Origin of the sequence: Nesterenkonia ebinurensis, assembly GCF_008711175.1 — a bacterium.
In the GTDB taxonomy this organism is placed as follows: Bacteria; Actinomycetota; Actinomycetes; order Actinomycetales; family Micrococcaceae; genus Nesterenkonia; species Nesterenkonia ebinurensis.
Map to the genome: position 1 here is coordinate 35311 of NZ_VWNF01000005.1, position 22901 is coordinate 58211.

A 22901-nucleotide genomic window follows, 5' to 3' on the forward strand; every position below is an offset into this window, starting at 1 on the left:
CCGGACCCTATGAATCAGCAGTCCCCGCCCCGATCGCGGCCCTGAGGATGACCCTTCCCCAGAGCTAGCGGCGGATCTGGATGAGGCCACGATGGCACTGAGCCGGTTCGATCACCATGCCCAGAAGACCCTGCCCACCGCAGGATCGCGCCGGTGAGGCAGCAGAGCGCGAGGGCGAGGAAGACGCCCTGGTACCCCAGGATGTCGATCAGGACGAAGACGGGGATGAACACGGCCCAGCTTCCGGGCGATACGAAGTAGCTCAAGCCGTGTGGCGCGTGATCCTCCGGTCAGGGCTGGCCCGGGCGTCGGTGCGCGCGGTCGCCCAGGAGGCAGGACTATCGGTCGGATCGTTGCGCCATTATTTCAGCGAGCAGCGGGAACTGCAGATCTACGCTCTCGAGCTCATCAACGAGCGAGCACACCAGCGCTACATCGCGGTGGACAGGAGTCTGCCTGTCCGAGAACGGATAGAGAGTTCCGATGTGGGCCGTGCTGCCGGTGACCCCAGAGCAGGCCAAGGAAGATCAGGTGTGGCTCGCCTTCCGGAACGAGTCCGCCACCGATCCCGAACTCGCTGAGCTGGTCGCTGAGGACCGTGCCATGTCACTCGGCCTTGCCCGCCACACAATCACCTCGCTCCGCGATGCCGGTCAGGCCAATCCAGAGATCGACGTCGACGCTGCCGCTACTGAACTCGTCGCCCTTTTCGACGGCCTGTGTCTTGCTGCCGTACTCACTCCCTCCGATATGCCTGCGGCTAAGCTCAAAGACACCGTCACCAGGTGGCTCGATGCCCTTGCCACACGCCAGTAGGAGCGAGACCCACGCCGAGCGATGCCGTGCTATGTTCACCAGTGGATCGACGGTCGCCCGCATCGGGAAGGGAACAGCATGAGCACCTCCATCGACTTGGCCTATCCATTCACGGGCCGCTGGCTCATCCAGAACAGCCCGGCCAATCGGGTTCCCAGCCACGGCACGCGGGTGCTCGCCACCTCGTTTGCCATCGACTTCGTGGCGGTCACTGACACCGGACGCACCGCACCGATCACCCTTAATTCTCTCCTGCGGCCTGAACCCGCCGACAGGTTCCCCGGATTCGATCGCCCGATCCTGGCACCCATAAAAGGCATCGTCACAGCCGCACATGACAGTGAGCCCGATCATCCGGCCCATCGCGGACTGCCCTCGATCCGCTATGCGCTGACTCAGCGTCGCCGAGCTGCGGCGGGCTGGGTGGCTCTCGCCGGCAACCACGTCATGATCGAAAGCGGCGGCATTATCGTCGCGCTCTGCCATCTACGCCAGGGCAGCATCAACGTCCATACGGGTCAGCAGGTGCAGGCCGGAGACGTGCTCGGTGGCTGCGGGAACTCCGGCAACAGCACTGAACCCCATGTCCATGTTCAGGCGATAGACAACCGCGACATCGAGCGCGCCAACGCAGTGCCTCTGACATTCGACGGGGCCCTACCGGTCAACGGCGAGGTCATCCACGTACCAGAACCGCACAACCAAGTAGACCAAAATCGCAGCGGATAGCTGATCAAGACCGAGGAGGGTCCCATAGCGGTGAAGTCCGGGGCACAGGACTTCTCATGCTCCACGTACCTGATCAACTCACCAAGAATCCACGATTGCTCGGCGTCTTCGACGAAGTGGTTACGTGGAAGGTGGTCATGTTCACCACGGGAATCTCTCCTCCTTTCTGAGTATAGGAAGACCCCGTGCACAGGCGGGGTCATGGTTGGCTAGGTAGGTTTCAGGGGTGATCGCGTAACGCGGGATACCCCTCTATGGAAGGTTCGCCATGATCGAGGTACTTTCAACAGCCGATGGACTGGTGTCGATCCGAGTCAGCGGCAAGGTCGAAAAGCAGGAATGGGAACAGGTCACAACGGCAGTCGAGGAGGCTCTATCTGAGCACGAGCAAGTCTCCCTGTATGCCAACCTCTCCGAGCTTGAAGGCATGAGCGCAGGAGCAATCATCGAGGACTTGAGGACCTCACTAAAGAACCTCACCAACATGGATCAGGTGGGCCGTCTGGCGGTGGTCACCGAATCTGCGTGGATCGAGAAGATGATCGATGCAAGCAAAAAGCTCTTCTCCGACCTGGATGCACGAGTGTTCAGTCAGGACGAGGTCGCTGAAGCGCGCCTGTGGGTGGAGCCCCAGCCCACTTGATCTCTATACCCTCGGTGGTCACGAGCAGGCCCCCACCGTGTGATGAGGGCCGGATAGTCGGGGTTGGAGGTTATGTGGTGGCCTCCGGTACGTAAAGGATGGTCAGGGGCGCCAGGTGCTTCACAGCATCCTCAAAAGTTGACCATTCCTCCCACCAGACCATGCGATCACCAGTTATTCGCCCTGTCTCTGCAAGCTGACCAGTACAAGCACGCATGACCGTATTGTCTGGCAGCCCCTCCAGCTCTTCCACGGTGCTCATGGTCTCTCCGACCCGGCCACGCGCCCAGAGGGCGCCCCTGGTGAATCCGTGCATCCATGACAAGCCGCGCCGGTTATGCCGATCAGCCATCGACTCAGCATCAGTCCAATGCGGGCCCCACTGCCGTTCAGCCTCGGCGTGCGCTTTTTCTTCGAAGCTCATGCCCTGTCCTTTCGTTGGTAGCCTCAGGGTATGGAAATTTTTGCAGTTCTCGTAAGTGCCCTCATCGGGTTGGCATACATTGCTTTCGCGATAGCTGCCATCCTGTCGATCTTAAACTCACGCAGCTACACCAGCGGCCTCAAGGCGCTATGGGTTCTCGCAGTACTAGCTTTCCCGTTCCTCGGGTCGCTGGTGTGGTTCTTGGTGGGCCGAAACTCAAGCGGCTAAGAACACTGGAGTGCCACTTCGGTAGGGTTGAGATATGCCGCTGTGGATTCTGTGGGCTATAGGGTTGCTGTTGATTGTCGGCGGCGTGCTGCTGTTCATCTATCGCAATCAGGCCTTCAACGTCATCTACAAGACCAACACCTTGGGGCGCAAAGACCCTGAGAAGGCGTTCGGGGATGGCTCGTTCCTGATATTGCCCGCCATCATGGCCCCGCTTATGGGTGTCGCATTTCTGTTCTTCGCTGCTTCCGAAACCTTCGGCTGGGACTAAATCAATCCGCTGGCTCTCCGGGAGGCGGGCCCAAACTGGTCGGGATAGCCGGATTTGAACCACCTAAGCACTCTGTCACAAATGCCCCTGCATCCGCATGATTCCGGATTTTTCGGAAGATCGGCTGCTCTAACTCCATTGGCAACCATGGACCCGCAAATCCGGGCATGGATTTACATGGTTTCCCCATTGGGGAACGGCGTGTCGCCCCCTCCCCCAAGGCTCTCCAGGGCTGAGGTCACTCCCCACGACTACCCTGTCCTCATGGACGAGCGCACCCGCCCCTACGGCACCATGCTGCAGGCCCGCACCGACGCCTTCGGAGCCCCACCGGCGGAGCAGAAGCGCTACCTGTGGGGCCTGGCCGGAGAGCTCGTGGAGTGTGAGCAGCTGCGCATCGTCTCCGGCACAAAGTTCCCCGGCTCCACCGGCCCGACCCGTGAGATACTGACCAGGGATCCTGCGGTAGCTCATGTACTCGGTGATAACGCCGCGACTCAATCCAGACTCTCTAGCGAGGCGAGACTTGTTCCATCCGTCACGATTGTCGATTTGGGCTTGTAGGTACCGGGCGAACTCGGTCACAGACACAACCTTTGATGGGCGGGCTGAGGAGTTGATGGGCAATGCTGAGCATCCCGCCCCCAATACCCAGGCCCCAGGGAGTGGCACCGGAAGCGCCACCGCCAAAGTCCCGCCATTCCTCGCCGCGAAGAACCTCCAGAAGTACGCTTCGGATGACCTGAGGTCCAAGTGGGGAGCTGTGCGCTATCGACTTCCCAATGGTGGTCAGGCATATGGTTATAACGCAGAGATTCTCCCTGAGGTCTGTGAGATTTACTTAGCCGCCAGTGAAGATGAGGCCATTCTGTCGAGCCAGAAAGCGTCCGCCAAAGCAGCCGGGATTATCATGCGCGGATTGGCGCGAGTGGGCATCACTGCACTCGTGGACGAGGCTACCGGGTACCAGGAAGTGCGCGCCCGGAACGAACTCCAGTTGATCCTGGAGGAATTCGTGCAGGCTGAGCTCCGCCCTGGATGAAGCGGTTCCCCGATGAGTTCTTCGAGCAGATGTACCGCCTTCACGGTTGGGAGTACAAGCCTGGAACCTCTCAGCGGACACCCCAAGCGGGAAAGCTGGTCAACAAGTACATCTATGACCAACTAGCCCCAGGCGTCCGCGAAGAGATGGAGCGCTTGAATCCCAAGAACGAGAAGGGGAACCGCTCGCACAAGCATCGCCAACATCTGACCGATGGGACGGGGCTTACTGCGCTGGATCGACAAATCTCGACAGTAACCACACTGATGCGGATCTCCGAGAATAGAGAGCACTTCGAGGAATTGTTCAATCGGGCTTACCCGCCACGACAGGCGAGGCTCCCGCTCGTCCTGGATGTTGATTACGCTTAGCATCTCCTGCCCTGCCTCTAGGATCTGGGTGTAGGTCGCATCTAGAGGGGATAGCGCGCCGGCTGGGGTGCGCATTGAGCATCAGGACCACCTGCCGCAGGGCCGGTGGGGTGAGTATAGGCACCACCACCGGAGGATCCGACTGCTGTCCTGCCTGGCACCGGTGCAGTACCGCTCCACCCTGGCTCATGAGCTGGGGCACGCCGTCTATGGGCACAGGCGCTCGACGGCACGCACAGAGCTGGAAGCTGATGCGTGGGCCGCTCGGTACCTGATCCGCCCGGAGTGGAGACACGGGCCACGGCGGCCTATGATGACGTTCTGACGGTCGCTGATGAGCTGCAAGTGCTCCCACAGCTAGTGGTGGTCTAGGCAGAGCACCTAGCGCGACACCCGGCTATCAGGCAGTATTGAGGAATCACTCAAAACCTTGAGGAGGGAAGATCATGACAGAGCAGCACCCGCAGCAACCCGAGTATCCGCAGCAGCCCCAACATCCGCAGCCCACGTATCAGCATCCCGGACATCAACAGCATTCCGTACACCACTACTACCACCCGACCGGCGCCCCGAAGAGTCACATTGCCGCGATTCTGCTCTCATTTTTCCTCGGCACCCTTGGGATCGACCGCTTCTACCTGGGCCACGTCGGGCTCGGCATTGCTAAGCTGTTGCTCAGTTGGGCAACGTTCGGAGTGTGGCAGCTCATCGACTTCATTCTGATTATTCTCAAGGGCACGAACGGGCTCAAGCAGATCAACTGGCAGTGACATAGCTCAATACAGTCGCTTCTCAGGACCCACTCTGAGGACCGCACTGGAGGCGAGAACTACGCAGTGATTGCCAGTCGAGTCCCGGGCCCGCTGAGGAGCTTCGAGGCTGCGCTCTCCCGCGCTGGCACCAGGCGGCCGTAGAACCTTTATCCGTAAAGGCCGACGACACGTGCCCGAGGCGCCGTGAGAACTCATGCAGGGGCATTTTTCCCAAGGCGAGCATATGCGAGGCGTGAGAGTGTCGCAGAGAGTGAACCGTGGGGGCTTTGGTGAAGCCGGCCGCCTGTGCCCTGCGGATCGCAGGCTTTCACATCGACTTATTCAACGCTGCCGAGTGCCCAGGCTTCGGGTAGGTGAAGATCTTGTTCCCGTGTCCCGCCGCCCGGATCAGCGGCCACACCTCAGACATGGTGCCCTCATCCACATCAATGCGCCGCCGGGATCGCTCCGACTTTGGCAGCCCGGTGATCGCACTCTTGCCGTCGCCACCCGTCTTCACGTTCTTGGACACACTCACGTAGGTCACACCATCTGCCACGGTAAAGTCCTCCGGGGTCAGCACCAGCAGCTCACCAGCACGCAGGCCGGTGTTGAACAGGAAGGTCACATAGGGCCGATATCGGGCCTCGACATGCGGCATGAGCGTGGTGACTTCCTCGGCGGTGAGGAACTTGTTTCGGTCGTCGGTGACTGACTTCTTCGGCAGCCGGGTCTCAGCGGCGGGGTTGTCCATCCTGTGCCCACGGCGCACGGCCCACTGGAAGATGCTGTAGAGGAAGCTGTGGGAGTTCTTGATGGACTTGGGGCTGTACCCGCTGCGGGAGATGACTTCGCCATTGTTGCGGCTGCGCTTCGCCTTACCCTCGGTGGCTATCCATGAGACCCATCGGGCCACGTCGTCCTCATCTATGGAGTCCACGGGTGCCTCAAGTGGTGCGAAGTGATCCCGGACGGTCTGCCGGTAGGTTTTCAGCGTGAAGGGCTCGCAGTCGATCAGGCTGTCGACATACCGGGCCGCGACCTCAGAGAGCGCTGGGGCTGTGGAAGATGACTTCAGCAGCGCCTGGTCTCCGAAAGTCCTGTTATTTCAGGGCAAAATTGGTCGGGATAGCCGGATTTGAACCGACGACCTTCCGTCCCCCAGACGGACGCGCTACCAAGCTGCGCTATATCCCGTGGCCGTGCTCCGGAAACCGATCACCGGCCGGAGCACCGGAACAGTCTACATCATTCCGGCCCCCTCACACCGCACTGACTGCCCCCCTCAGAAAACCCAGGTGAGGCGGCGTCGTGTGCTAAATCCTGGGCCAGCACACACTGCCTGTAACCAAACCGTGACTGTGTCTCGGCACGGATTTCCACAGATCCGCGCCCGCTGCTGGTTACCGTTGCCCCATGCACCTGCGCCTTCCCCTGATTGCGGGTGTGCCCGGACGAGCCTGCGCGGCTGCGCTGACTGTGGCGCTGCTGGCCGCCGGATGCACACCCAACTTCCATGCCCCTGAGCCTGCCGAGATCCAGCCGGCCAGCGCCTCCGAGGCTCTCCCTGCGGCTGTCCACAACTCCGCCGAAACCACCATGCGCGATGCCGCCACCGTGGTGGTCCATCAGGTCGCTGAGTCCCGCCCACCGGAGGAAACCGCACCGGCAGGTCAGGTGACAGAGGACGACGCCGCCACCAGCCAAGAACCCGGAGCCGACTCTGAGCCCGCCGAGACCGACCAGGAGGCGGAGGAGGCCGCGGCAGCAGAAGAGTCCGAGCCGAAGATCTCACAGCGCCGGCAGAGCCTGGATGCATGGTCTGCCTCGCTGACCCGGGCCTATGAGTCTGCCCAGGAACACGAGCAGCGCCAGGCTGAGCAGGAGGCTCAGCGGCAGGCGGAAGCTGAAGCCGAAGCTGAGCAGCGCCGGCAGGCCGAAGCCGAGCGCCAGGCCGAGCAGGAGGAGCAGCCTGAACCGGAGCAGACCCAGCCTCCCGAGCCGCCGGTGCAGAATGTGCACTTCGACGGGGATCTCAACGCGCTGCTCGGTCAGCTCGCGGCTCAGCACCCGGGCCGGATCTCGATCAGCGTCCAGGAACTGGGCGGACAGAACCGCAGTGCCTCCACCGGAGCGGCAGATTCCTTCGTGACAGCCAGCACCTACAAGATTTTTGTGGCCTACAGCATCCTCCGCGAGGTGGAGGCCGGTCTGCGCAGTTGGTCCGATCCCGTGCTCGGAGAGCGCGATCTGGCCCAGTGCTTCCACGACATGATTGTGCTCAGCGACAATCCGTGCCCGGAGAAGCTGGGCCCAGAGATCGGCTGGGGCAATATTTGGACTGATGCCTCTGCCCAGGGTGCGGCAAACACTCGCGGCGGTGAAGGCGGCATCCGCACCAATGCCCAGGATCTGACCAACTTCATGACTAATCTGGCCGCAGGAAATCTTGCGATAAACGGGCAGGGGCATGACCGGCTGCGAAATGCTCTGGGGGCGAATGTGCACCGTCAGGGAATCCCTGCCGGCTCGGCTGGCCAGGTGCTGAACAAGCCGGGATTCATCAACGGCAACCTTCATGACACCGCCATTGTGCACCACCCCTCCGGGACCTATGTGCTGACTATCCTGACCCAGGGCTCCAGCTGGTCTTCGGTGGCTGCCATCACCCGGGAGATCGAGGCTGCCCTCTACGGCTGAGCTGCCAGGCCAGCTACCATTGCCTTGGGCAACAATCCTGTAACACGATGATCGTGTAATTTCGGTAACACCCAGGATCACTCTGTTCACTTGATGAGGATACGGACATGCCCACAAGCTTCCGGGGCTTAACTGCTCTGCTGCTGGCCTTCTCGATGCTGTTCATCGGTCTGCTGCCAGCTGCCCAAGCAAACACTGGAACACTTGATGTCGACCGGATCACCACAGTCGCCGAGTGGAACCGAATCGCCCACGGCGAGTCCTTCGAGTTCACCTCCACCATCCATGTTTCCGGGGCCGCAGCGGAGCTGCCGGGCGAAGGTCAGGTGGAAGTCTATGAGACCGCAGACGCACAGCGCTCCACGCCACTTGGGGTCGGTGAGGTGAATGAGGACTGGACCGCGGACATCACGGTATCCGGACTGGACGTTGGCACTTACCATTTCACCTTTGTCTACACCGGAACTGACCAGTTCGCAGGTGCCGAGCACAACCGCCTGCTCTCCCATGTGGTCCATGACCCCGCAACGATGGATGCCATCTCCATCACCTCAGTAAGCGCAGAGGGACCGGTGTTCGTCGGTGATGACCTCCTGGTCGACATTATTGCCGATGTAGACGGCATCTGGCGCAGGCCGGTGCTGTTCGAGATCTACTCCGCCGATGATGTGAACTTCGAGAACCCTGTGGCGACCTATGAAGACTCCTCGATCGGCCGGAGCGGAGAGCGTGAGGCCTCCCTGACGCTCGGCAATCTCGACCAGGGAAGCCACGAGTTCGTAGCCCGGGTAAGCAACGACGCCGGCCCGGTCGGCCGGGTGCCCATGCTCCCCGACTACACAGAGTTCAGTGTCGAGGTGCTGGCACCGGAGATCACCCCCGAGCTGAGTGTCACGAACCCCACAGGCGAAATCTGGCGCGGCGAGACGGTGACCGCCACCGTTGAGATCGTGCTGCCTGACGGGGTTGAACCGGAGGACATCACGGTGGATGGGCGCATCGAGATTTTCCGGCCCTCTGCCTTTGCTGGTGGCCAGGAGACCATCTACTCCACCGCTGAGGTTGACGGCGAGCTGCTGGTTGAGGTTCCGTTGGACACTACGGTCGGCACTTCGTGGAACGGCAGCTTCTCCGCCGCCGTCCGCCTGGTCGAGGCCACCGATCTGGCCGATGTATGCCTTGGATGCGGGCGCAATGAGTGGCAGATGCCCATCGAGTACACCGCCCAAGATCCCGAGATCCTGGTCACCCCCGTGGAGCAGACCGTCGCCGAGGGTGCCGACGCCGCTGTCACCCTCAGGCTGGGGCTGCCCGAGGACTATCCGCTCCCACCAGAGGACCTTGAGGGTCAGTTCGAGGTAGTCACTGGCGGAAGCCTGGAGCACGTCCTCTTTGCAAACCTCTCGGAGATGAATGAGGACTACCAGGTTGAGGTCAGCGTCCCGGCCGAGCACTTCAACGATCCGGACTTCCCGCTGGCCGCCCGCTTCGAGGTGCGCGTGGTGGACTCGATCTACCAACGCCTGGCAGTGCAGGGGAACTGGCCTACTTTCAGCGTATGGACCGAGGCTGAGCCGGAGCACCCAGCCTGGGATGCCTCCACCGTCTACACCGGTGGGCAGATCGTGGAGTACGACGGTCGGGTCTTCGAAGCCCTGTGGTGGACCCAGAACCAGCAGCCCGGGGCTTCCCCGTACAGCGCCTGGTCCGAGATCGGTGCACCCACCGTCTGCGCGTCCGGCACCTACCCGGCCTGGGCAGCCAGCACCGAGTTCACCGGCGGGGAGACCGTGGTGTTCAACGGCACCGTCTACACCGCCAAGTGGTACAGCCGAAACCAGGAACCGGGGGACCAGTGGGGCCCCTGGGAGGAGATCGGCGACTGCTGATCTGCCGGCTCCAGCCTGCTGCGGAACGAACTCAGCGGCGTTTGCGCTTCTCGCGCACGCGCATCTGGACTTCGATAGGGGTGCCGGTGAAGTCGAAGGTCTCGCGCAGCCGGCGGGTGATGAACCGCCGGTAGCCGGGATCTAGGAACCCGGTGGTGAACAGCACGAATTTCGGCGGCCGGGTGGCGGGCTGTGTCCCGAAAAGTATCCGGGGCTGCTTGCCGCCGCGCACCGGATGCGGGTGCGCGGCCACCAGTTCGCCCAGGAACGCGTTGAGCCGGCCGGTAGGAATCCGCTGCTCCCAATTCTCCAAGGAGCGCTGCAGTGCCGGAGCCAGCTTGTCCTTGTGCCAGCCGGTCTTCGCCGAGACATTGACCCGCGGGGCCCAGGACACATGCGCTAGGTCCCGTTCGATCTCCCGCTCCAGGTAGTAGCGGCGCTCCTCGTCCAGCAGATCCCATTTGTTATAAGCCAGCACCAGAGCCCGCCCGGCATCCAGGGCCATCTGCACAATCCGGATGTCCTGCTCACTGACCGGTTCATCAACAGCCAGCAGCACCACAGCCACCTCGGCTTTGTCCACGGCGCGCTGGGTGCGCAGCATCGCGTAGTACTCGGAGCCGGAGGCCATATGCTGCCGGCGCCGGATCCCGGCGGTGTCCACGAACCGCCACTGCTCCCCGCCGAGGGTCACCAGCTCGTCCACCGGATCACGGGTAGTGCCGGCCACTTTGTCCACCACCACCCGGTCGGCCCCGGCCAGCTTGTTCAGCAGGGAGGACTTGCCCACATTCGGCCGGCCCACCAGGGCCACCCGGCGGGGTCCGTCCAGGGGGACCAGTCCCCTGTGCTGGGCGGTCTGAGGCAGGTGCTTCAGTGCGGCGTCGAGCAGGTCACCGGTACCGGTGCCGTGCAGTGCGGAGACCGGATAGGGTTCGCCCAGGCCCAGGTTCCACAGCGGGTAGACCTCGGACATCTGGGCCGAGGAATCGATCTTATTGGCCGCCAGCAGCACCGGTTTCTTCTTCCGGCGCAGCATCTTCACCACGGCCTCATCCACCGCGCTGGCACCGACCAGTCCGTCGAGCACGAACACCACCGCATCGGCCTCATCCACTGCGAGCTCGGCCTGTTCAGCCACCCGTTTATGGATACCCTTGGCATCGGCCTCCCAGCCGCCGGTGTCCACCAGGGTGAAGTCGCGGCCGTTCCACTCCGCCGGATAGGAGACCCGGTCGCGGGTGACTCCGGGAACGTCCTCCACCACAGCTTCGCGGGAGCGGATGATCCGGTTGACCAGGGTGGACTTGCCCACGTTTGGCCGGCCCACAATGGCGAGCACTGGTAGGGCGGGCACATAGGGCAGTCCGGCGTCGTCCTCCTGTGTTTCCTCCAGCAGCGCGGCATCAGCATCATCGAGCTCATAGTCCTGAAGGCCGGCGCGCAGTGCGGCGGCGCGGGCCTCAGCCTCATCCTCGGTGATCTCGGCAAGGCGAGCTGCTACCCGGTCCTCACCGGTGGGGACGTACTCCTCGCCGCCCTGGGCCTGTTGGCTCATCAAGCGCCAGCTTCCCGGGCCAGCTGCACGCGGCCGATCAGCGAGTCCACGGTCTCCTCGAAGCTCAGCTCTGAGGAGTCCAGCACGGCCACCCCGTCGGCGGCCTCGGTGAAGTTCGACGCCGCGGAGTCCTTCTTATCCCGCTCCAGCACCTGACGCTTGAGCGCCTCAGCATCCTGACTGCCGCCCAGCTGGGCGCCACGGCGGCGCAGCCGGGCCTCGGCGGAGGCGGTCAGCAGCACCCGCACCTGAGCATCGGGGGCCACTACGGTAGTGATATCGCGCCCTTCGGCCACAATGAACCCCTGTGCGTCGATGATCCGGCGCTGAGCGTCCACCAGCAGGGCCCGGGCCCGGCGGTTTGTGGCCACCTCGGAGACCTTCTCGGAGATGCGCGGCTCACGGATCTCCGCGGTCACATCGGTCTCCCCCACAGTGATGGTCTGGTGCTGCGGGTCGGTGGAGATGTTCAGCGGCAGCTCCTCCACCGCTACGGCCACCGCGTCCTCATCGTCCAGGTCCACCTGCTGGTCCAGGCAGTACCAGGTGGCGGCACGGTACATGGCCCCGGTGTCCAGATAGGCGGCACCCAGCTGAGTAGCGGCAGCACGGCAGACGCTGGACTTCCCGGAGCCGGAGGGCCCGTCCACGGCGATCACCAGGCGCAGCGCCGGCTCCGCGGGGGAGCCCGTGACCGGAACCGCCTGATCTGTGTGTGTGCTCAATGCAGTACTACCTTCCATCCCATCTCGGTCAGCGCTTCGGCCAGCTCATCACGGCGGCCGGGCAGCACTGACACCTCCAACATACCGACTTGGTGGCCGGCGGAGTGCTCCATGCGCAGGTCCTCGACATTGACCCCGACTTTGGCCACATCGTTGAGCACCGCAGAGATCTGCCCGGGCCGGTCGTCAACAATAACAGTGACCACCGCGAAGGACTGCGGCGGGGCTCCGTGCTTGCCGGGCACCCGGGCCACCCCGGCATTGCCGGCCTCGATCAGCCGGGCGATATCAGCCTGTCCCCCAGGCACTTCAGGGTCCTCCAATGTGCCGATCAGCTGCTGAATATCCTCACGCAGCCCGTAGAGGATCTCCACTACGGGCCGGGCGTTGGCGGAGAGGATCTGCACCCACAGGTTGGGGTCGCTGGCAGCTATCCGGGTGACATCGCGCAGACCATTTCCAGACAGTGCCAGTGCACCGGCTGCTGCGTCCTGCAACCGGGAAGCCACCAGGGAAGCGGCCACCTGCGGCAGATGTGAGATCAGCGCCACCGACTCATCATGCTTAGCGGTATCCATCCGGTGCACACTGGCCCCCAGGCTGCGCGCCAGGCTGGTGGCCGCCTCCACCGCGGCCGGGGCGCAGTACTCATGCGGGCAGATCACCCAGGGCATCGAGGTGAACAGCTCACCGCGGGCGGCCACCGGCCCGGACTGCTCCCGCCCGGCCATCGGGTGGGTGCCCACATACCTGCTCAGGTGCTGCATGGTGAGCGGGGCGGCGTCGTCATCTGTCTGCTTGAGCAGATCGGTGAGGATCGCCGCCTTGACCGAGGCGATATCCACTACGACGCCGCCGGGGAACCTCACCAACGCATCTGCTACCTCAGCTGCGGTCACCTCGGGCGGGGCAGCGATGACGATCAGCTCCGGATCAGGTGTGCCCTCCGGTTCCCAGACCGTGCCGGCGCCGATGTCCTGGGCGATCCGCTGGGCGGTGGGCGAGGGGTCAGAGAGGTGCACCTGGTGGCCGGCCGCCCGCAGACCGAGCCCGATACTGGCGCCCAGCAGACCGGTGCCGCGGATGAGCACGGTGGCCTTGGCCGGTTCAACCACGGACGCTCCCTGTTGTCGGAGCCCCATTGGCCAGGTCCTTCAGATGGCCGATCTCCTGGAGCTCCAGGTCACGCAGGGTGCCCTGGGGCTGGTCGCCGATGACGATCTTGCCGATGGCGGTGCGCACCAGCCGGGTCACCGGGTGGCCCACATGTTCCAGCATGCGCCGGACAATCCGGTTGCGGCCGGAGTGCAGGGTGATCTCCACCATGGTGCGGCTGCCGGTGGAGCCGACCACCCAGGCCCGGTCGGCGGCGATCGGTCCGTCGTCCAGCTCGATGCCGGACTGCAGCTGCTTGGCGGTTTTGACGCTGAGCTCCCCCTGCACCTCAGCCAGGTAGGTCTTGGGCACCTCGTAGCGCGGATGGGTGAGCCTATTGGTGAGCTCGCCGTCATTGGTCAGCAGCAGCAGCCCCTCAGTCTCGTAGTCAAGCCGGCCCACGTGCACCAGTCGGGCCGCACGCATGTCGTCGTCCAGGAAGTCATCCAGGCTGCGCCGGCCTTCGGGGTCGTGCATGGTGGTCATGACTTTGGCCGGTTTGTTGAACATCACGTAGCGGTGGGTGATGTCCAGAGTGACCCGCACCCCGTCCACATGGATGGTCACCGTCTGCGGATCCACCCGCACGCCAGGCTCCACGATGACCTTGCCGTCCACGGCAACACGGCCCTCGGCGATGAGGTCCTCGCAGACCCGGCGGGAGGCCACCCCAGCTTGAGCCAGGAGCTTCTGCAGACGGACCCCGCCCTCGGTGTGCACGGCCCGGAAATTGGCCTCGGCCTCATCAGCACGGATCTTGACCGGCTTGGGCTGGGCTGAGATCAGCCGTTCAGGTTTGGCGTCGGCGAACGGCCCACCCTCGGCGCCCGGTTTGGGGGTGCGGGCGGCCCGGTTGGCCCGCGGCGCAGGCCGCTTGGCGCCGCGCTTCCCCTGAAAACTCATGCGGATCATCCTACCGGCCTTCCGCGGCGGTGCTTTTCATGTACTTCTTGAGTTCTCATGTACCTATAGGGCAATGATTCTCCAACAACCCCATGAAAAGCGGCGGAGGCGACGACTGAGGGACCGCGGGCCGAGGCAACGGCAGGGCACTAGGCGGCGGCAGGCGGAGGCAGCGGCAGGGCACTAGGCGGCGTCGTGGTTGTCCAGCTCCTCGACCCCCGGCAGGTGCGGACTGAGTTTGGGCAGCTCCTCAATCGAGTCCAGGCCCAACCGCTCCAGAAATTCTGGCGTGGTGACATACAGGGTGGCCCCGGTGACCGGGTCGGTGCCAGCGGTGTCCAATAGCCCGCGCTGGACCAGGCTGCGCACTACACCGTCCACGTTGACCCCGCGGATGGCCGCCACTGCGGAGCGTGCCACCGGCTGCCGGTAGGCAATCACGGCCAGGGTCTCTAGGGCGGCCGGGGAGAGCCGGGAGGTTTGACCGTCCAGCACGAAGACCGAGACCTGCTCGGCATAACGTGCCCGTGAGTAGTAGCGCCAGCCCCCGGCCACCTCACGCAGCTCATAGCCGCGCTGGCGGGGGGCGGGCATCGGGGCGTCACCGGGCCAGTTCTCGACAACACCGTCTGCCTCGGCACGCAGTTCGTCCAGCAGTGCCTGCACCTGATGCTGGGGCAGGTTGACCGCTGTGGCCAGCTCGGCCGGGGTCACCGGCTCCTCGGCCACCATGAGCACTGCTTCGACAGCGGCCAGGTAGTCCTCATGGGAGACCAGGTGGGAGGATTCAGCCTCCTCCAGGGCCGGGTTGACGGTGTTGCGCTCAGTCATCGGCACTCTCCTGACCTGGGGCACTCTCCCCCGCTACGGCGTCATTTCGCGCACGCTCCTCAATCGCCTGCCCGCATTGCGGGCAACCCTCAGTCGCCTCGGACATAGCCCCGCAAGCGCCGCATTTCGCTCGGCTCAGCTGGGTCTTGGAAGACTCGGAGCCCGCCCCGGTCTTCGCTGGGCTGAATCGGGGGTCGTTCTCATCCCATTCTGCCGCAGCCCGGTCCAGGGTGTCCTGGGAGGTTTCGGCCGGCCCGGACCAGGTGACCCTGAGCTCGCCGAGCGGTACCTGCTGGTCGAACTCCACGGATCTATCCCGGAAGAGCTCCAGCAGTCCCAGAAAGCGGACCACCACAACCAGCCGGTTCTCCGCGTCAGCTACCAGCTCGGTGAAGGTGCACTGGCCTGCTGCGCAGAGCTGCTGTGTCATCGCGGCCATCTCCTCACGAACGTTGACCGCATGGGCGTGCAGATGCGCCAGACCCACCTCATCCGGTTCGGCCTGCTGGCGGGCCAGAGCACGCTCAGCCAGTGCTTTGAGGTCCTCGGCGGTGGTGTTCCACACCAGTTCGGGCAGCAGATTGGCCATATCCGGATGCTGACCGGTGCGGCGGGGGAACCGGCCGGTGTTCTCGGCCGCAGCCTGGCCCATCTGCTCGGCGATCTGCTTGAACGCCTTGTACTGCAGCAGCCGGGCGAACAGCAGGTCCCGGGCCTCCAGGGCGGCGATATCCTCCTCGGATTCCACCTGTGAGCCCGGCAGCAGCTGCACCAGCTTCATGTCCAGCAAGGTGGCTGCGACAAACACAAAGTTGGAGGACTCGTCCAGGGCCCGCTGGGCGTCCAAGGTGCGCACATAGCTGATGAACTCATCGGTGACTTCAGCGAGGGCAACTTTGGTGACATCCAGCTGACGTTTGGCGATCAGTCCCAGCAGCAGGTCGAAGGGCCCGTCGAAGCCGTCCAGGCTGACGGTGAAGCCCGTGCGGATCTCCTCGCCGGTTTCCTCCAGCATCACGCCCGATTGAGCCGAGTGAAGACCGGAGCTGGCTCCGAGTCCTCCGAGGCGATTGCGGGGCGTGAGCGAAGCGACGCCACCGGGTTCGGTCTCCGGTACCGACGCCGTCTCCGCCAGGGAAGGTTCAGCCACTACGGTGTGCCCGTTCCCTCGCTTCCCGTGCTGCGCATAGCACAGTACGGGTACCCGGCTCGTTCTCTTATCCGTCGTCGCACCTACGGTGCTCCTCCTCGCCCGATGAGCTCCCGGGCCACCTGGCGGTAGGCCTTGGCGCCGTCGTGCTTGTCCGCGTAGTTGGTGATCGGCTCTGCTGCCACGGTGGCGTCGGGGAACTTCACCGAGCGTTTGATCACGGTCTCGAAGACTTTGTCCCCGAAGGCCTCCACAATCCGCTGGACGACTTCTTTGGCGTGGGTGGTGCGCAGGTCCACCATAGTGACTAACACCCCGTCGATCTCCAGGTCCGGGTTGATCCGGTCCTGGACCTTCTCAATGGTGTCCTTGAGCAGAGCCACTGCGCGCAGGGCGAAGAACTCGGCCACCAGCGGGATGATCACTCCGTGGGCGGCGGTGAGCGCATTGACGGTCAGCAGTCCCAAGGAGGGCTGGCAGTCGATGATGATCACGTCATAGTCGTTGCGGACTAGGCGCAGGGCGCGCTCCAGCACCTGTTCGCGGCCCACCTCGGTGACCAGCTGGACCTCGGCGGCGGAGAGGTCGATATTGGCCGGCAGCAGGTCCACCCCGGGCACGTGGGTGGAGATCAGTGCGTCGGTGACCTCCACATCCTTTTCCATCAGCACGTTGTAGACGCTGGTCTCCAGATCATGCGGGTTCGCGCCCAGTCCTGCGGAGAGTGCCCCCTGGGGGTCGAAGTCCACCATGAGCACCTTGCGCCCGTATTCGGCGAGTGCGGCAGCCAGGTTGATGGCGCTGGTGGTCTTGCCCACTCCGCCTTTCTGGTTGACCATGGCGATGATCCGTGCCGGGCCGTGGGAATCCAGCGGCTCAGGCTCGGGGAACTCATGCTTGGGGCGGCCGGTGGGGCCGATGATCACGTCACCGTGGACGGTGAAGAGCTCCTTCGGCTGCTCGGCGTTCACGTGCGGCCCTCCGGTCTGGTATCTGCAACAGCGGTCGATGTTCTGACCAGATTACCCCGTGTGGTGTGGCGGGCAACCGCAAACCTTCCACTTATGAACGCCGGGCGATGAAGAAGATGCGCCGGAACGGCAGTACCGTGCCCAACGACGACGCCGGGTAGGCGTCCCGAAGCGCTGCCTTGTACTCTGCCACGAACCGTTCGCGTACCCCCTCGGGGAGCTGCTCGAGCACGGGCTGGGCTCCGGTGGCGGAGATCCAGGTGAAGACCGGGTCCTCCCCCTGCAGAGTGTGGTAGTAGGTGGTCTCCCAGGCCTCCACCTCCCAGCCGGGCTGGGCGATGTCGTACATATAGTCCTGCGGGTCCGCGGTGGGCTTCAGCAGCTGGGAGAAGTCCACGTACTGGGCGTAGGGCTCGGCGCCCGCGAACTCGTAGAGCAGCCGGTGGCTGGGGTTGGAAAAGTTCCCAGGGACTTGGACGGCGAGGACTCCTCCAGCTGCTATCAGGTTCATCAGTCCCGGCAGCAGCTCCCGGTGATCGGGCAGCCACTGCAGGGCGGCATTAGAGACCAGCACATCCGGCTGCTGGCCTTCCGGCAGGCCTTCGGCGGCCATGGTACGGATATCTGCTTGGAGGAATGAGACCCGCGCATCATTCAGACTCTGCCCAGCACGTTCCAGCATCTCTGCGCTGGAGTCGATACCCAGGATCTGCGCCTGCGGCCAGGCGGTGCGCAGCACCGGCACCCCGTTACCGGCCCCGCAGCCGAGATCCACGATCCACTGGGCCTGCGGGTGCCGAACCCGGGCTACCAGGTCCACCAGGGGCTGGAGTCGCTCGGAGCTGAAGGTGAGGTAGACCTGGGGATTCCACCCGGTGCGCTGGTCTTTCATAGCCGAATTATCCCCTAATCCGGATCAGCCGCGGCCGCGCACTGCCTGCAGGGCCTTCTCAGTGCCTGAGGCGCCCAGCAGCAGGCAGGTGAACCAGATGGCCCCGGCCGGACCGATCGGTGCTGCCACCGCCCCGGCTGCCAGCGGGATGACCACCACGCCGAGCCGGTTGCCGGTCAGCCGCACCGCCAGCGCTGAGGAACGCCAATGGTCGGGGACTGACTGGGTGACCAGGCTCATGGTCAGCGGCTGACCGAGGCCGGCGAAGAAGCCGGCCACCCCCAGGGTGAGGAAGGCCAGCCACAGATGGTGCAGTGCCAGGGGCGGGACGAAAAGCGCAGCGCCGGTGACCAGCAGTGAGGCCAGCACCAGAACCTCCCGTGAGAAGTGCCGCCGCAGGAAGGAGAGCATGGTCCGCGAAAGGATGGTCATGCCGGCTCGCAGCGCCAGCAGGAGCCCCACCCAGAAGGGCGAGACGCCGGCCTCATTGGCCACCAGGGGCAGGAATGCGGTCAGCACATCCATAGTGGCCACCAGGGCCATCGAGGCCACCAGGTGCGAGAGAATCCCAGGGCGCTTCAGAATCTCTGCTGCGGAGGCCCTGCTGGTGTCCTGTGGTTGGTCTTGGCTGCCAGCCTGTGACTTCTGCAGCTGGGTCTGCCGCCTGTACCGCTTCCCGGAGAACTGCAGCAGCAGAATCGCCGGCACTGAGATGGCGGTGCCCACCCAGAGGGCCTGGTTGATATCAGGCATCGAGAGTCCCAGCTGCGGGTCTGCGGGAGCTCCTACCGGACCGCCGCTGAGCAGGATCCCACCCAGCAGGGGTCCGATCATCTGGCCGGCGGCGAAGCCCGCGGTGAACCACCCGAAGCTCATGTCCAGCTGGGAGTTGCTGGCGAATCGGGCCACCGCCGACTGGCCACCGATGGTGAAGATCAGCTGGCCCATCCCCATCAGGGCGGAGGCCGCCAGGATGGTGGCGAAGCTCTCTGCCCAGGAGACGGCGGCTGCGCCCAGGGTGGTCAGCACCGCTCCGCCTACCAGCAGGGGTTTGAGTGAGGGCAGCCGCTGGGCGAGCCCGCCCAGATACAGGGCCAGGATGAGAGGAAGCACTGCGTAGCCGGCAGTCACCGCACCCACCATGAAACTGTCAGCACCGAGCTCGATGAGCTTATAGGTGGTGGTGGGGCGGACCAGATGGACAGTGACCTGGTTGAGCACTGCAGCCATGACCAGGATCCAGAGCCAGCGCTGTGATCTGTTGCCTGGGGTGCCGCTGAGACTGCCGCCCATTCTCCTCCTTGGTTCTGCCGAGCGCCCTCACTCAACATTTATGAATTCTTGTATACATTAAGCAGCCCGCGTGACCCCAGGCCGTGATGTCAACTGTGATCACGCTCTGAGGCGCTTCTCGGTTTATCCTGTGAGAAGCACACCCGGACAAAGGAGTCTGATTATGCCACCTGTTGCTTTTGGCAACTATCGCGAGACGCACGCCCAATCTATCACTGACCCACAGAGCTTCTGGCTGCAGACCGCCGCCCAGCTCGAGTGGGATGTGCCGCCCACTCAGGCAGTGGACGGCTCCAATGCCCCGCTCTACCGGTGGTTCCCCGACGGCAGGCTGAACATCACCCATAACGCCCTGGACCGGCATGTGGCCGCCGGCAACGGGGAGCGCACCGCGCTGATCTACGACTCCGCGGTCACGGACAAATCCCGCAGCTACACCTACGCCGAACTGCGCGAAGAGGTGGCCGCAGCTGCCGGAGCGCTGAGCGCACTGGGCGTCTCCGCCGGCGACCGGGTGCTGCTCTATCTGCCGATGATCCCCCAGGCGGTGATCGCCATGCTGGCCTGTGCCCGACTCGGCGCAGTGCATTCGGTAGTCTTCGGCGGGTTCGCCGCCAAGGAGATCGCCTCAAGGATCGACGACGCCGCTCCCGACACGGTGATCACCGCAACCGGGGGGATTGAGCCGGCCCGCCGGGTGGAATACCTGCCCAAGGTGGCAGAAGCCCTTCAGCTGGCACAGCATAAGGTGCGCGACGTCGTCGTGGTTGACCGGGACGGCTTTGCGGCAACTGTGGAGCAGGTGGCGGGGGCGACTGAAGCCAGTTGGCATGATTGGGATGCCTTGGTGGGGCAGGCTGAGCCTGCGCCACCGGTGAGTGTGGCCGCCACCCATCCGCTCTATGTGCTCTACACCTCCGGCACCACCGGCAAGCCCAAAGGGGTGGTGCGCGACCATGGTGGCACTGCGGCAGCGCTGAACTGGACCATGCCCTCGATCTTCAACATCGGGCCGGGACAGGTGATTCTGTGTGCCTCCGATGTCGGGTGGGTGGTGGGGCATTCCTATATCGTCTACGCCCCGCTGCTGGCCGGAGCCACCAGCGTGCTCTATGAGGGCAAACCGGTGGGCACCCCGGATGCCGGGGCCTTCTGGCGCATGGTGGAGGAGCACAGGATCAACACGCTGTTCACCGCACCCACCGCACTGCGGGCCATCCGCAAGGCGGATCCAACCGCTTCTAAGGTCACCGACTATGACATCTCCAGCCTGAACTACCTGTTCAGCGCTGGGGAGCGGCTGGATCCAGAGACCCAGCGCTGGATCGGCGAAGTGCTGGATGTACCGGTGATCGACAACTGGTGGCAGACCGAGACCGGCTGGCCGATTGCGGCCAATCCGGTGGGCATCGAGCAGCTGCCGGTCAAGGTGGGCTCGGCTACGCTGCCGATGGTCGGCTATGACGTGGCGGTGCTGGACCCGCTGGGTGAGCCGCTTCCGGCTGGCCAGGAGGGCAATATCGCCATCAGGCTCCCTCTGCCCCCGGGCACCCTGTACTCGCTGTGGGGTGATGACCAGCGCTATGTGGAGGGCTATCTCTCGGCCTTCGAGGGCTACTACACCACCGGGGACTCCGGGTACATCGATGAGGACGGCTATATCTATGTGATGGGCCGCACCGATGATGTCATCAACGTCTCCGGGCACCGGCTCTCCACCGGGGAGATCGAGGCTGCGGTGGCCGAGCACCCGGCAGTGGCTGAATGCGCGGTGATTGGCCTGGCTGATGAGCTCAAGGGCCAGCGGCCGGCCGGTTTCCTGGTGCTGAAGTCCGGGGCGGAGATCAGCCAGGAGCAGCTGCGTAAGGAACTGGTGGCTCATGTGCGGGCGAGCATCGGCCCGGTGGCCGACTTCAAAGAGGTGGCGGTGGTTGATGCCCTGCCCAAGACCCGTTCGGGCAAGATTCTGCGCAAGACCATGCGCCAGATCGCCGACGGCAAGGACTACACGGTGCCCTCCACCATCGAGGACGCCAGCGTCATAGAGGACCTCCTGCCGGTGCTGCGGGGCTCCGGCGCCTGAAAAGGCTGCCAGCCCCGGCCCACTGGGAATCAGCGACCCGGGGCCGGCAGTCAGGTCAGTTGGAGGCTCAGACCTCCACCACGCCCAGCAGAATGGCGGCCAGGAACAGCAGCAGGCTGTAACCCCACATCCACAGGAATGCGTAGCGGATGAACTTGCCGATCTCCAGACGGGCCAGGCCCAGGCCCAGCCAGAGCGCCGGAGCGAAGGGACTGATCAGCGCACCGACGATATTTCCGATACCAGCGGAGTAGACCGCGGTGGTGGTGGAGATGCCCACCGAAGCCGTCACCTGTTCCACCACGGGGAAGAACGCGAACCAGAAGGCATCGGTGCTGAGCACGAAGTCCAGAGGAAGGGCAATGATGCCCAGCACGATGTGCAGGTTCTGCAGCATCGGTTCGGGAGCCACCTGGATGATGTCCTCAGCGATGGATTCGAGCATTCCGCTCTCACCGAGGATGCCGAGGAAGGATCCTGCTGCCAGGATGATCACTGCCATGGAGAGCGCATTGGCCGCGTGGTCCTTAATGCGGTCCAGCTGATCCTGCATCTTGCGGTAGTTGATCAGCAGCGCCAGGCAGACGCCCACCATGAACACATAAGGAGTGGGCAGCCAGCCCAGCATCAAAATTGAGATGATCGCCGCGGTCAGTGCGGCGTTGACCCAGATGAGCTTGGGGCGCATCAGCTCCAGGCGGCGCTGTTCCTCCTCGGGGCTCTCCTCGTCCTCGTCGACGGCCCCAGCAGCCGCGGTGCTGTCTGCGGCCTCAGACCCCTCGGCTGCGGAGTCGCCGCCGCCCACGGTGGCGAGTTCCTTGGCCTCTTGGCGCTTGGCGATCCGGCGCTTCTCACGCATACCCATCACCACAGCCATGGCGATAAGCAGCAGCAGGCCTGCAATCTGCACCGGGATCAAGGGACGGTAGAGCTCAGTGGGATCAATTCCGGTGACAGCTCCTGCACGGCCAATGGGCCCGGCCCAGGGCAGCAGGTTCATCACGCCCACACTGGTGACCGCAAGGGTCAGCAGCAGATATGGGCTCATGCCCAGGCGCTTATACACCGGCAGCAGCGGCGGAATGGTGACCAGCAGCGTGGTGGCGCCGGAGCCGTCCAGGTGCGCCACAGCGCCCAGGCACACAGTACCGACAGCCACAGCGATCACGTTCCCTCGGGAAATTCTCACGATGAACTTCACCAATGGTTCGAACAGACCGACATCACGCATGATGCCGAAGTAGAGGATCGCGAACACGAACATGATCGCAACACTCATCACCGAGCCGATTCCTGACTCGAAGAATTCAGTGATCTCATCGAAGTCATAGCCGACCAGCAGTGCCGCGGTGAGCGGGACCAGTGTCAGGATGACCAAGGGCGATACCCGGTTGGAGATCAGCAAGGCGACAACCGCAATAATCGTCAGCAGCCCTACGGTGGTTAGCATCTCGAGGTACTCTCTTCCTGTTCCT

Annotated in this window: 26 protein-coding genes and 1 tRNA gene; 14 read left to right on the plus strand and 13 right to left on the minus strand. The window is 64.0% G+C overall.

Annotation, left to right across the window (positions count from 1 at the left end; genetic code table 11):
* Nucleotides 1-116: 116 nt before the first annotated feature.
* The 4 genes from F0311_RS18920 to F0311_RS02385 all read left to right on the plus strand — a co-directional run bounded on the left by F0311_RS18920 (nt 117) and on the right by F0311_RS02385 (nt 2188).
* Nucleotides 117-581: a TetR family transcriptional regulator gene (locus F0311_RS18920; protein WP_150460359.1), complete on the plus strand. Its 465-nt coding sequence runs from the start codon at nt 117-119 to the stop codon at nt 579-581.
* Nucleotides 484-816, plus strand: a complete 333-nt coding sequence (locus F0311_RS02375; protein WP_150460360.1) for a TetR family transcriptional regulator C-terminal domain-containing protein — start codon at nt 484-486, stop codon at nt 814-816. Before F0311_RS18920 ends, F0311_RS02375 begins: the two co-directional genes overlap by 98 nt.
* Nucleotides 817-894: 78 nt before the next feature.
* A complete protein-coding gene (locus tag F0311_RS02380) occupies nt 895-1545 on the plus strand; it encodes a M23 family metallopeptidase (protein ID WP_150460361.1) in 651 nt (216 codons plus the stop codon).
* 268 nt (nt 1546-1813) lie between these two features.
* Nucleotides 1814-2188 carry a SpoIIAA family protein gene (locus F0311_RS02385; protein WP_150460362.1) on the plus strand — a complete coding sequence of 125 codons (375 nt, stop codon included), beginning with the start codon at nt 1814-1816 and terminating at the stop codon, nt 2186-2188.
* Nucleotides 2189-2258: 70 nt separating this feature from the next.
* Here F0311_RS02385 and F0311_RS02390 read toward each other — a convergent pair whose 3' ends face one another.
* Nucleotides 2259-2612 carry a hypothetical protein gene (locus F0311_RS02390; RefSeq protein WP_150460363.1) on the minus strand — a complete coding sequence of 118 codons (354 nt, stop codon included), beginning with the start codon at nt 2610-2612 and terminating at the stop codon, nt 2259-2261.
* 30 nt (nt 2613-2642) lie between these two features.
* Between F0311_RS02390 and F0311_RS02395 the strand changes: the two genes are divergently transcribed.
* The 7 genes from F0311_RS02395 to F0311_RS02425 all read left to right on the plus strand — a co-directional run bounded on the left by F0311_RS02395 (nt 2643) and on the right by F0311_RS02425 (nt 5294).
* Nucleotides 2643-2840, plus strand: coding sequence for a PLDc N-terminal domain-containing protein (locus F0311_RS02395; RefSeq protein WP_150460364.1), 198 nt, complete (start codon nt 2643-2645; stop codon nt 2838-2840).
* Nucleotides 2841-2874: 34 nt separating this feature from the next.
* The gene (locus tag F0311_RS02400) at nt 2875-3111 is read left to right on the plus strand and encodes a hypothetical protein (RefSeq protein ID WP_150460365.1); all 237 of its coding nucleotides are present in this window, start codon (nt 2875-2877) and stop codon (nt 3109-3111) included.
* A 264-nt stretch (nt 3112-3375) separates the two neighbouring features.
* A complete protein-coding gene (locus F0311_RS02405; RefSeq protein WP_150460366.1) occupies nt 3376-3675 on the plus strand; it encodes a hypothetical protein in 300 nt (99 codons plus the stop codon).
* 55 nt (nt 3676-3730) lie between these two features.
* Entirely contained in the window at nt 3731-4153 is a 423-nt protein-coding gene (locus F0311_RS02410) for a hypothetical protein (RefSeq protein WP_150460367.1), read from the plus strand.
* A complete protein-coding gene (locus F0311_RS02415; RefSeq protein ID WP_150460368.1) occupies nt 4150-4524 on the plus strand; it encodes a P63C domain-containing protein in 375 nt (124 codons plus the stop codon). Before F0311_RS02410 ends, F0311_RS02415 begins: the two co-directional genes overlap by 4 nt.
* Before the next feature lie 67 nt (nt 4525-4591).
* Nucleotides 4592-4849: an ImmA/IrrE family metallo-endopeptidase gene (locus F0311_RS02420; protein WP_150460369.1), complete on the plus strand. Its 258-nt coding sequence runs from the start codon at nt 4592-4594 to the stop codon at nt 4847-4849.
* Between the two features lie 121 nt (nt 4850-4970).
* On the plus strand, nt 4971-5294 hold the full coding sequence (locus F0311_RS02425) for a TM2 domain-containing protein (RefSeq protein ID WP_150460370.1): 324 nt from the start codon (nt 4971-4973) through the stop codon (nt 5292-5294).
* Nucleotides 5295-5604: 310 nt separating this feature from the next.
* Here the strand turns inward: F0311_RS02425 and F0311_RS02435 are convergent, their stop codons facing one another.
* Nucleotides 5605-6216: a tyrosine-type recombinase/integrase gene (locus F0311_RS02435; RefSeq protein WP_150460371.1), complete on the minus strand. Its 612-nt coding sequence runs from the start codon at nt 6214-6216 to the stop codon at nt 5605-5607.
* 180 nt (nt 6217-6396) lie between these two features.
* A tRNA-Pro gene (locus F0311_RS02440) sits at nt 6397-6473 on the minus strand.
* Nucleotides 6474-6692: 219 nt separating this feature from the next.
* Here F0311_RS02440 and F0311_RS02445 point away from each other — a divergent pair.
* Nucleotides 6693-7976: a serine hydrolase gene (locus F0311_RS02445; protein WP_150460372.1), complete on the plus strand. Its 1284-nt coding sequence runs from the start codon at nt 6693-6695 to the stop codon at nt 7974-7976.
* A gap of 107 nt (nt 7977-8083) precedes the next feature.
* Complete coding sequence (locus tag F0311_RS02450) at nt 8084-9865, plus strand: carbohydrate-binding protein (protein WP_150460373.1); 1782 nt, start codon at nt 8084-8086, stop codon at nt 9863-9865.
* A gap of 31 nt (nt 9866-9896) precedes the next feature.
* On the opposite strand, the gene der is transcribed toward F0311_RS02450, so the two are convergent.
* From der to F0311_RS02495, 9 genes are all read right to left on the minus strand, one after another.
* Entirely contained in the window at nt 9897-11423 is a 1527-nt protein-coding gene (gene der, locus F0311_RS02455; RefSeq protein ID WP_150460374.1) for a ribosome biogenesis GTPase Der, read from the minus strand.
* Entirely contained in the window at nt 11423-12148 is a 726-nt protein-coding gene (cmk, locus tag F0311_RS02460; RefSeq protein ID WP_223881079.1) for a (d)CMP kinase, read from the minus strand. The genes der and cmk overlap by 1 nt, the downstream gene beginning before the upstream one ends.
* Nucleotides 12145-13263: a prephenate dehydrogenase gene (locus F0311_RS02465; protein ID WP_223881080.1), complete on the minus strand. Its 1119-nt coding sequence runs from the start codon at nt 13261-13263 to the stop codon at nt 12145-12147. Before F0311_RS02465 ends, cmk begins: the two co-directional genes overlap by 4 nt.
* Nucleotides 13256-14206: a pseudouridine synthase gene (locus F0311_RS02470; protein WP_150460377.1), complete on the minus strand. Its 951-nt coding sequence runs from the start codon at nt 14204-14206 to the stop codon at nt 13256-13258. The genes F0311_RS02465 and F0311_RS02470 overlap by 8 nt, the downstream gene beginning before the upstream one ends.
* Nucleotides 14207-14389: 183 nt before the next feature.
* Entirely contained in the window at nt 14390-15037 is a 648-nt protein-coding gene (gene scpB, locus F0311_RS02475; RefSeq protein WP_150460378.1) for an SMC-Scp complex subunit ScpB, read from the minus strand.
* Nucleotides 15030-16187 (minus strand): segregation and condensation protein A, encoded by a 1158-nt coding sequence (locus F0311_RS02480; protein WP_223881081.1) that lies wholly within the window; start codon nt 16185-16187, stop codon nt 15030-15032. Before F0311_RS02480 ends, scpB begins: the two co-directional genes overlap by 8 nt.
* 83 nt (nt 16188-16270) lie before the next feature.
* The gene (locus F0311_RS02485; protein WP_150460379.1) at nt 16271-17158 is read right to left on the minus strand and encodes a ParA family protein; all 888 of its coding nucleotides are present in this window, start codon (nt 17156-17158) and stop codon (nt 16271-16273) included.
* A gap of 91 nt (nt 17159-17249) precedes the next feature.
* Nucleotides 17250-18050, minus strand: coding sequence for a methyltransferase domain-containing protein (locus tag F0311_RS02490; RefSeq protein ID WP_150460380.1), 801 nt, complete (start codon nt 18048-18050; stop codon nt 17250-17252).
* Between the two features lie 24 nt (nt 18051-18074).
* A complete protein-coding gene (locus tag F0311_RS02495; protein WP_150460381.1) occupies nt 18075-19343 on the minus strand; it encodes an MFS transporter in 1269 nt (422 codons plus the stop codon).
* Nucleotides 19344-19506: 163 nt separating this feature from the next.
* Here F0311_RS02495 and F0311_RS02500 point away from each other — a divergent pair, with 163 nt between their 5' ends.
* On the plus strand, nt 19507-21426 hold the full coding sequence (locus F0311_RS02500) for an acetate--CoA ligase (RefSeq protein WP_150460382.1): 1920 nt from the start codon (nt 19507-19509) through the stop codon (nt 21424-21426).
* A gap of 67 nt (nt 21427-21493) precedes the next feature.
* Here F0311_RS02500 and F0311_RS02505 read toward each other — a convergent pair whose 3' ends face one another.
* The gene (locus F0311_RS02505) at nt 21494-22876 is read right to left on the minus strand and encodes a CitMHS family transporter (RefSeq protein WP_150460383.1); all 1383 of its coding nucleotides are present in this window, start codon (nt 22874-22876) and stop codon (nt 21494-21496) included.
* Nucleotides 22877-22901 lie beyond the last annotated feature (25 nt).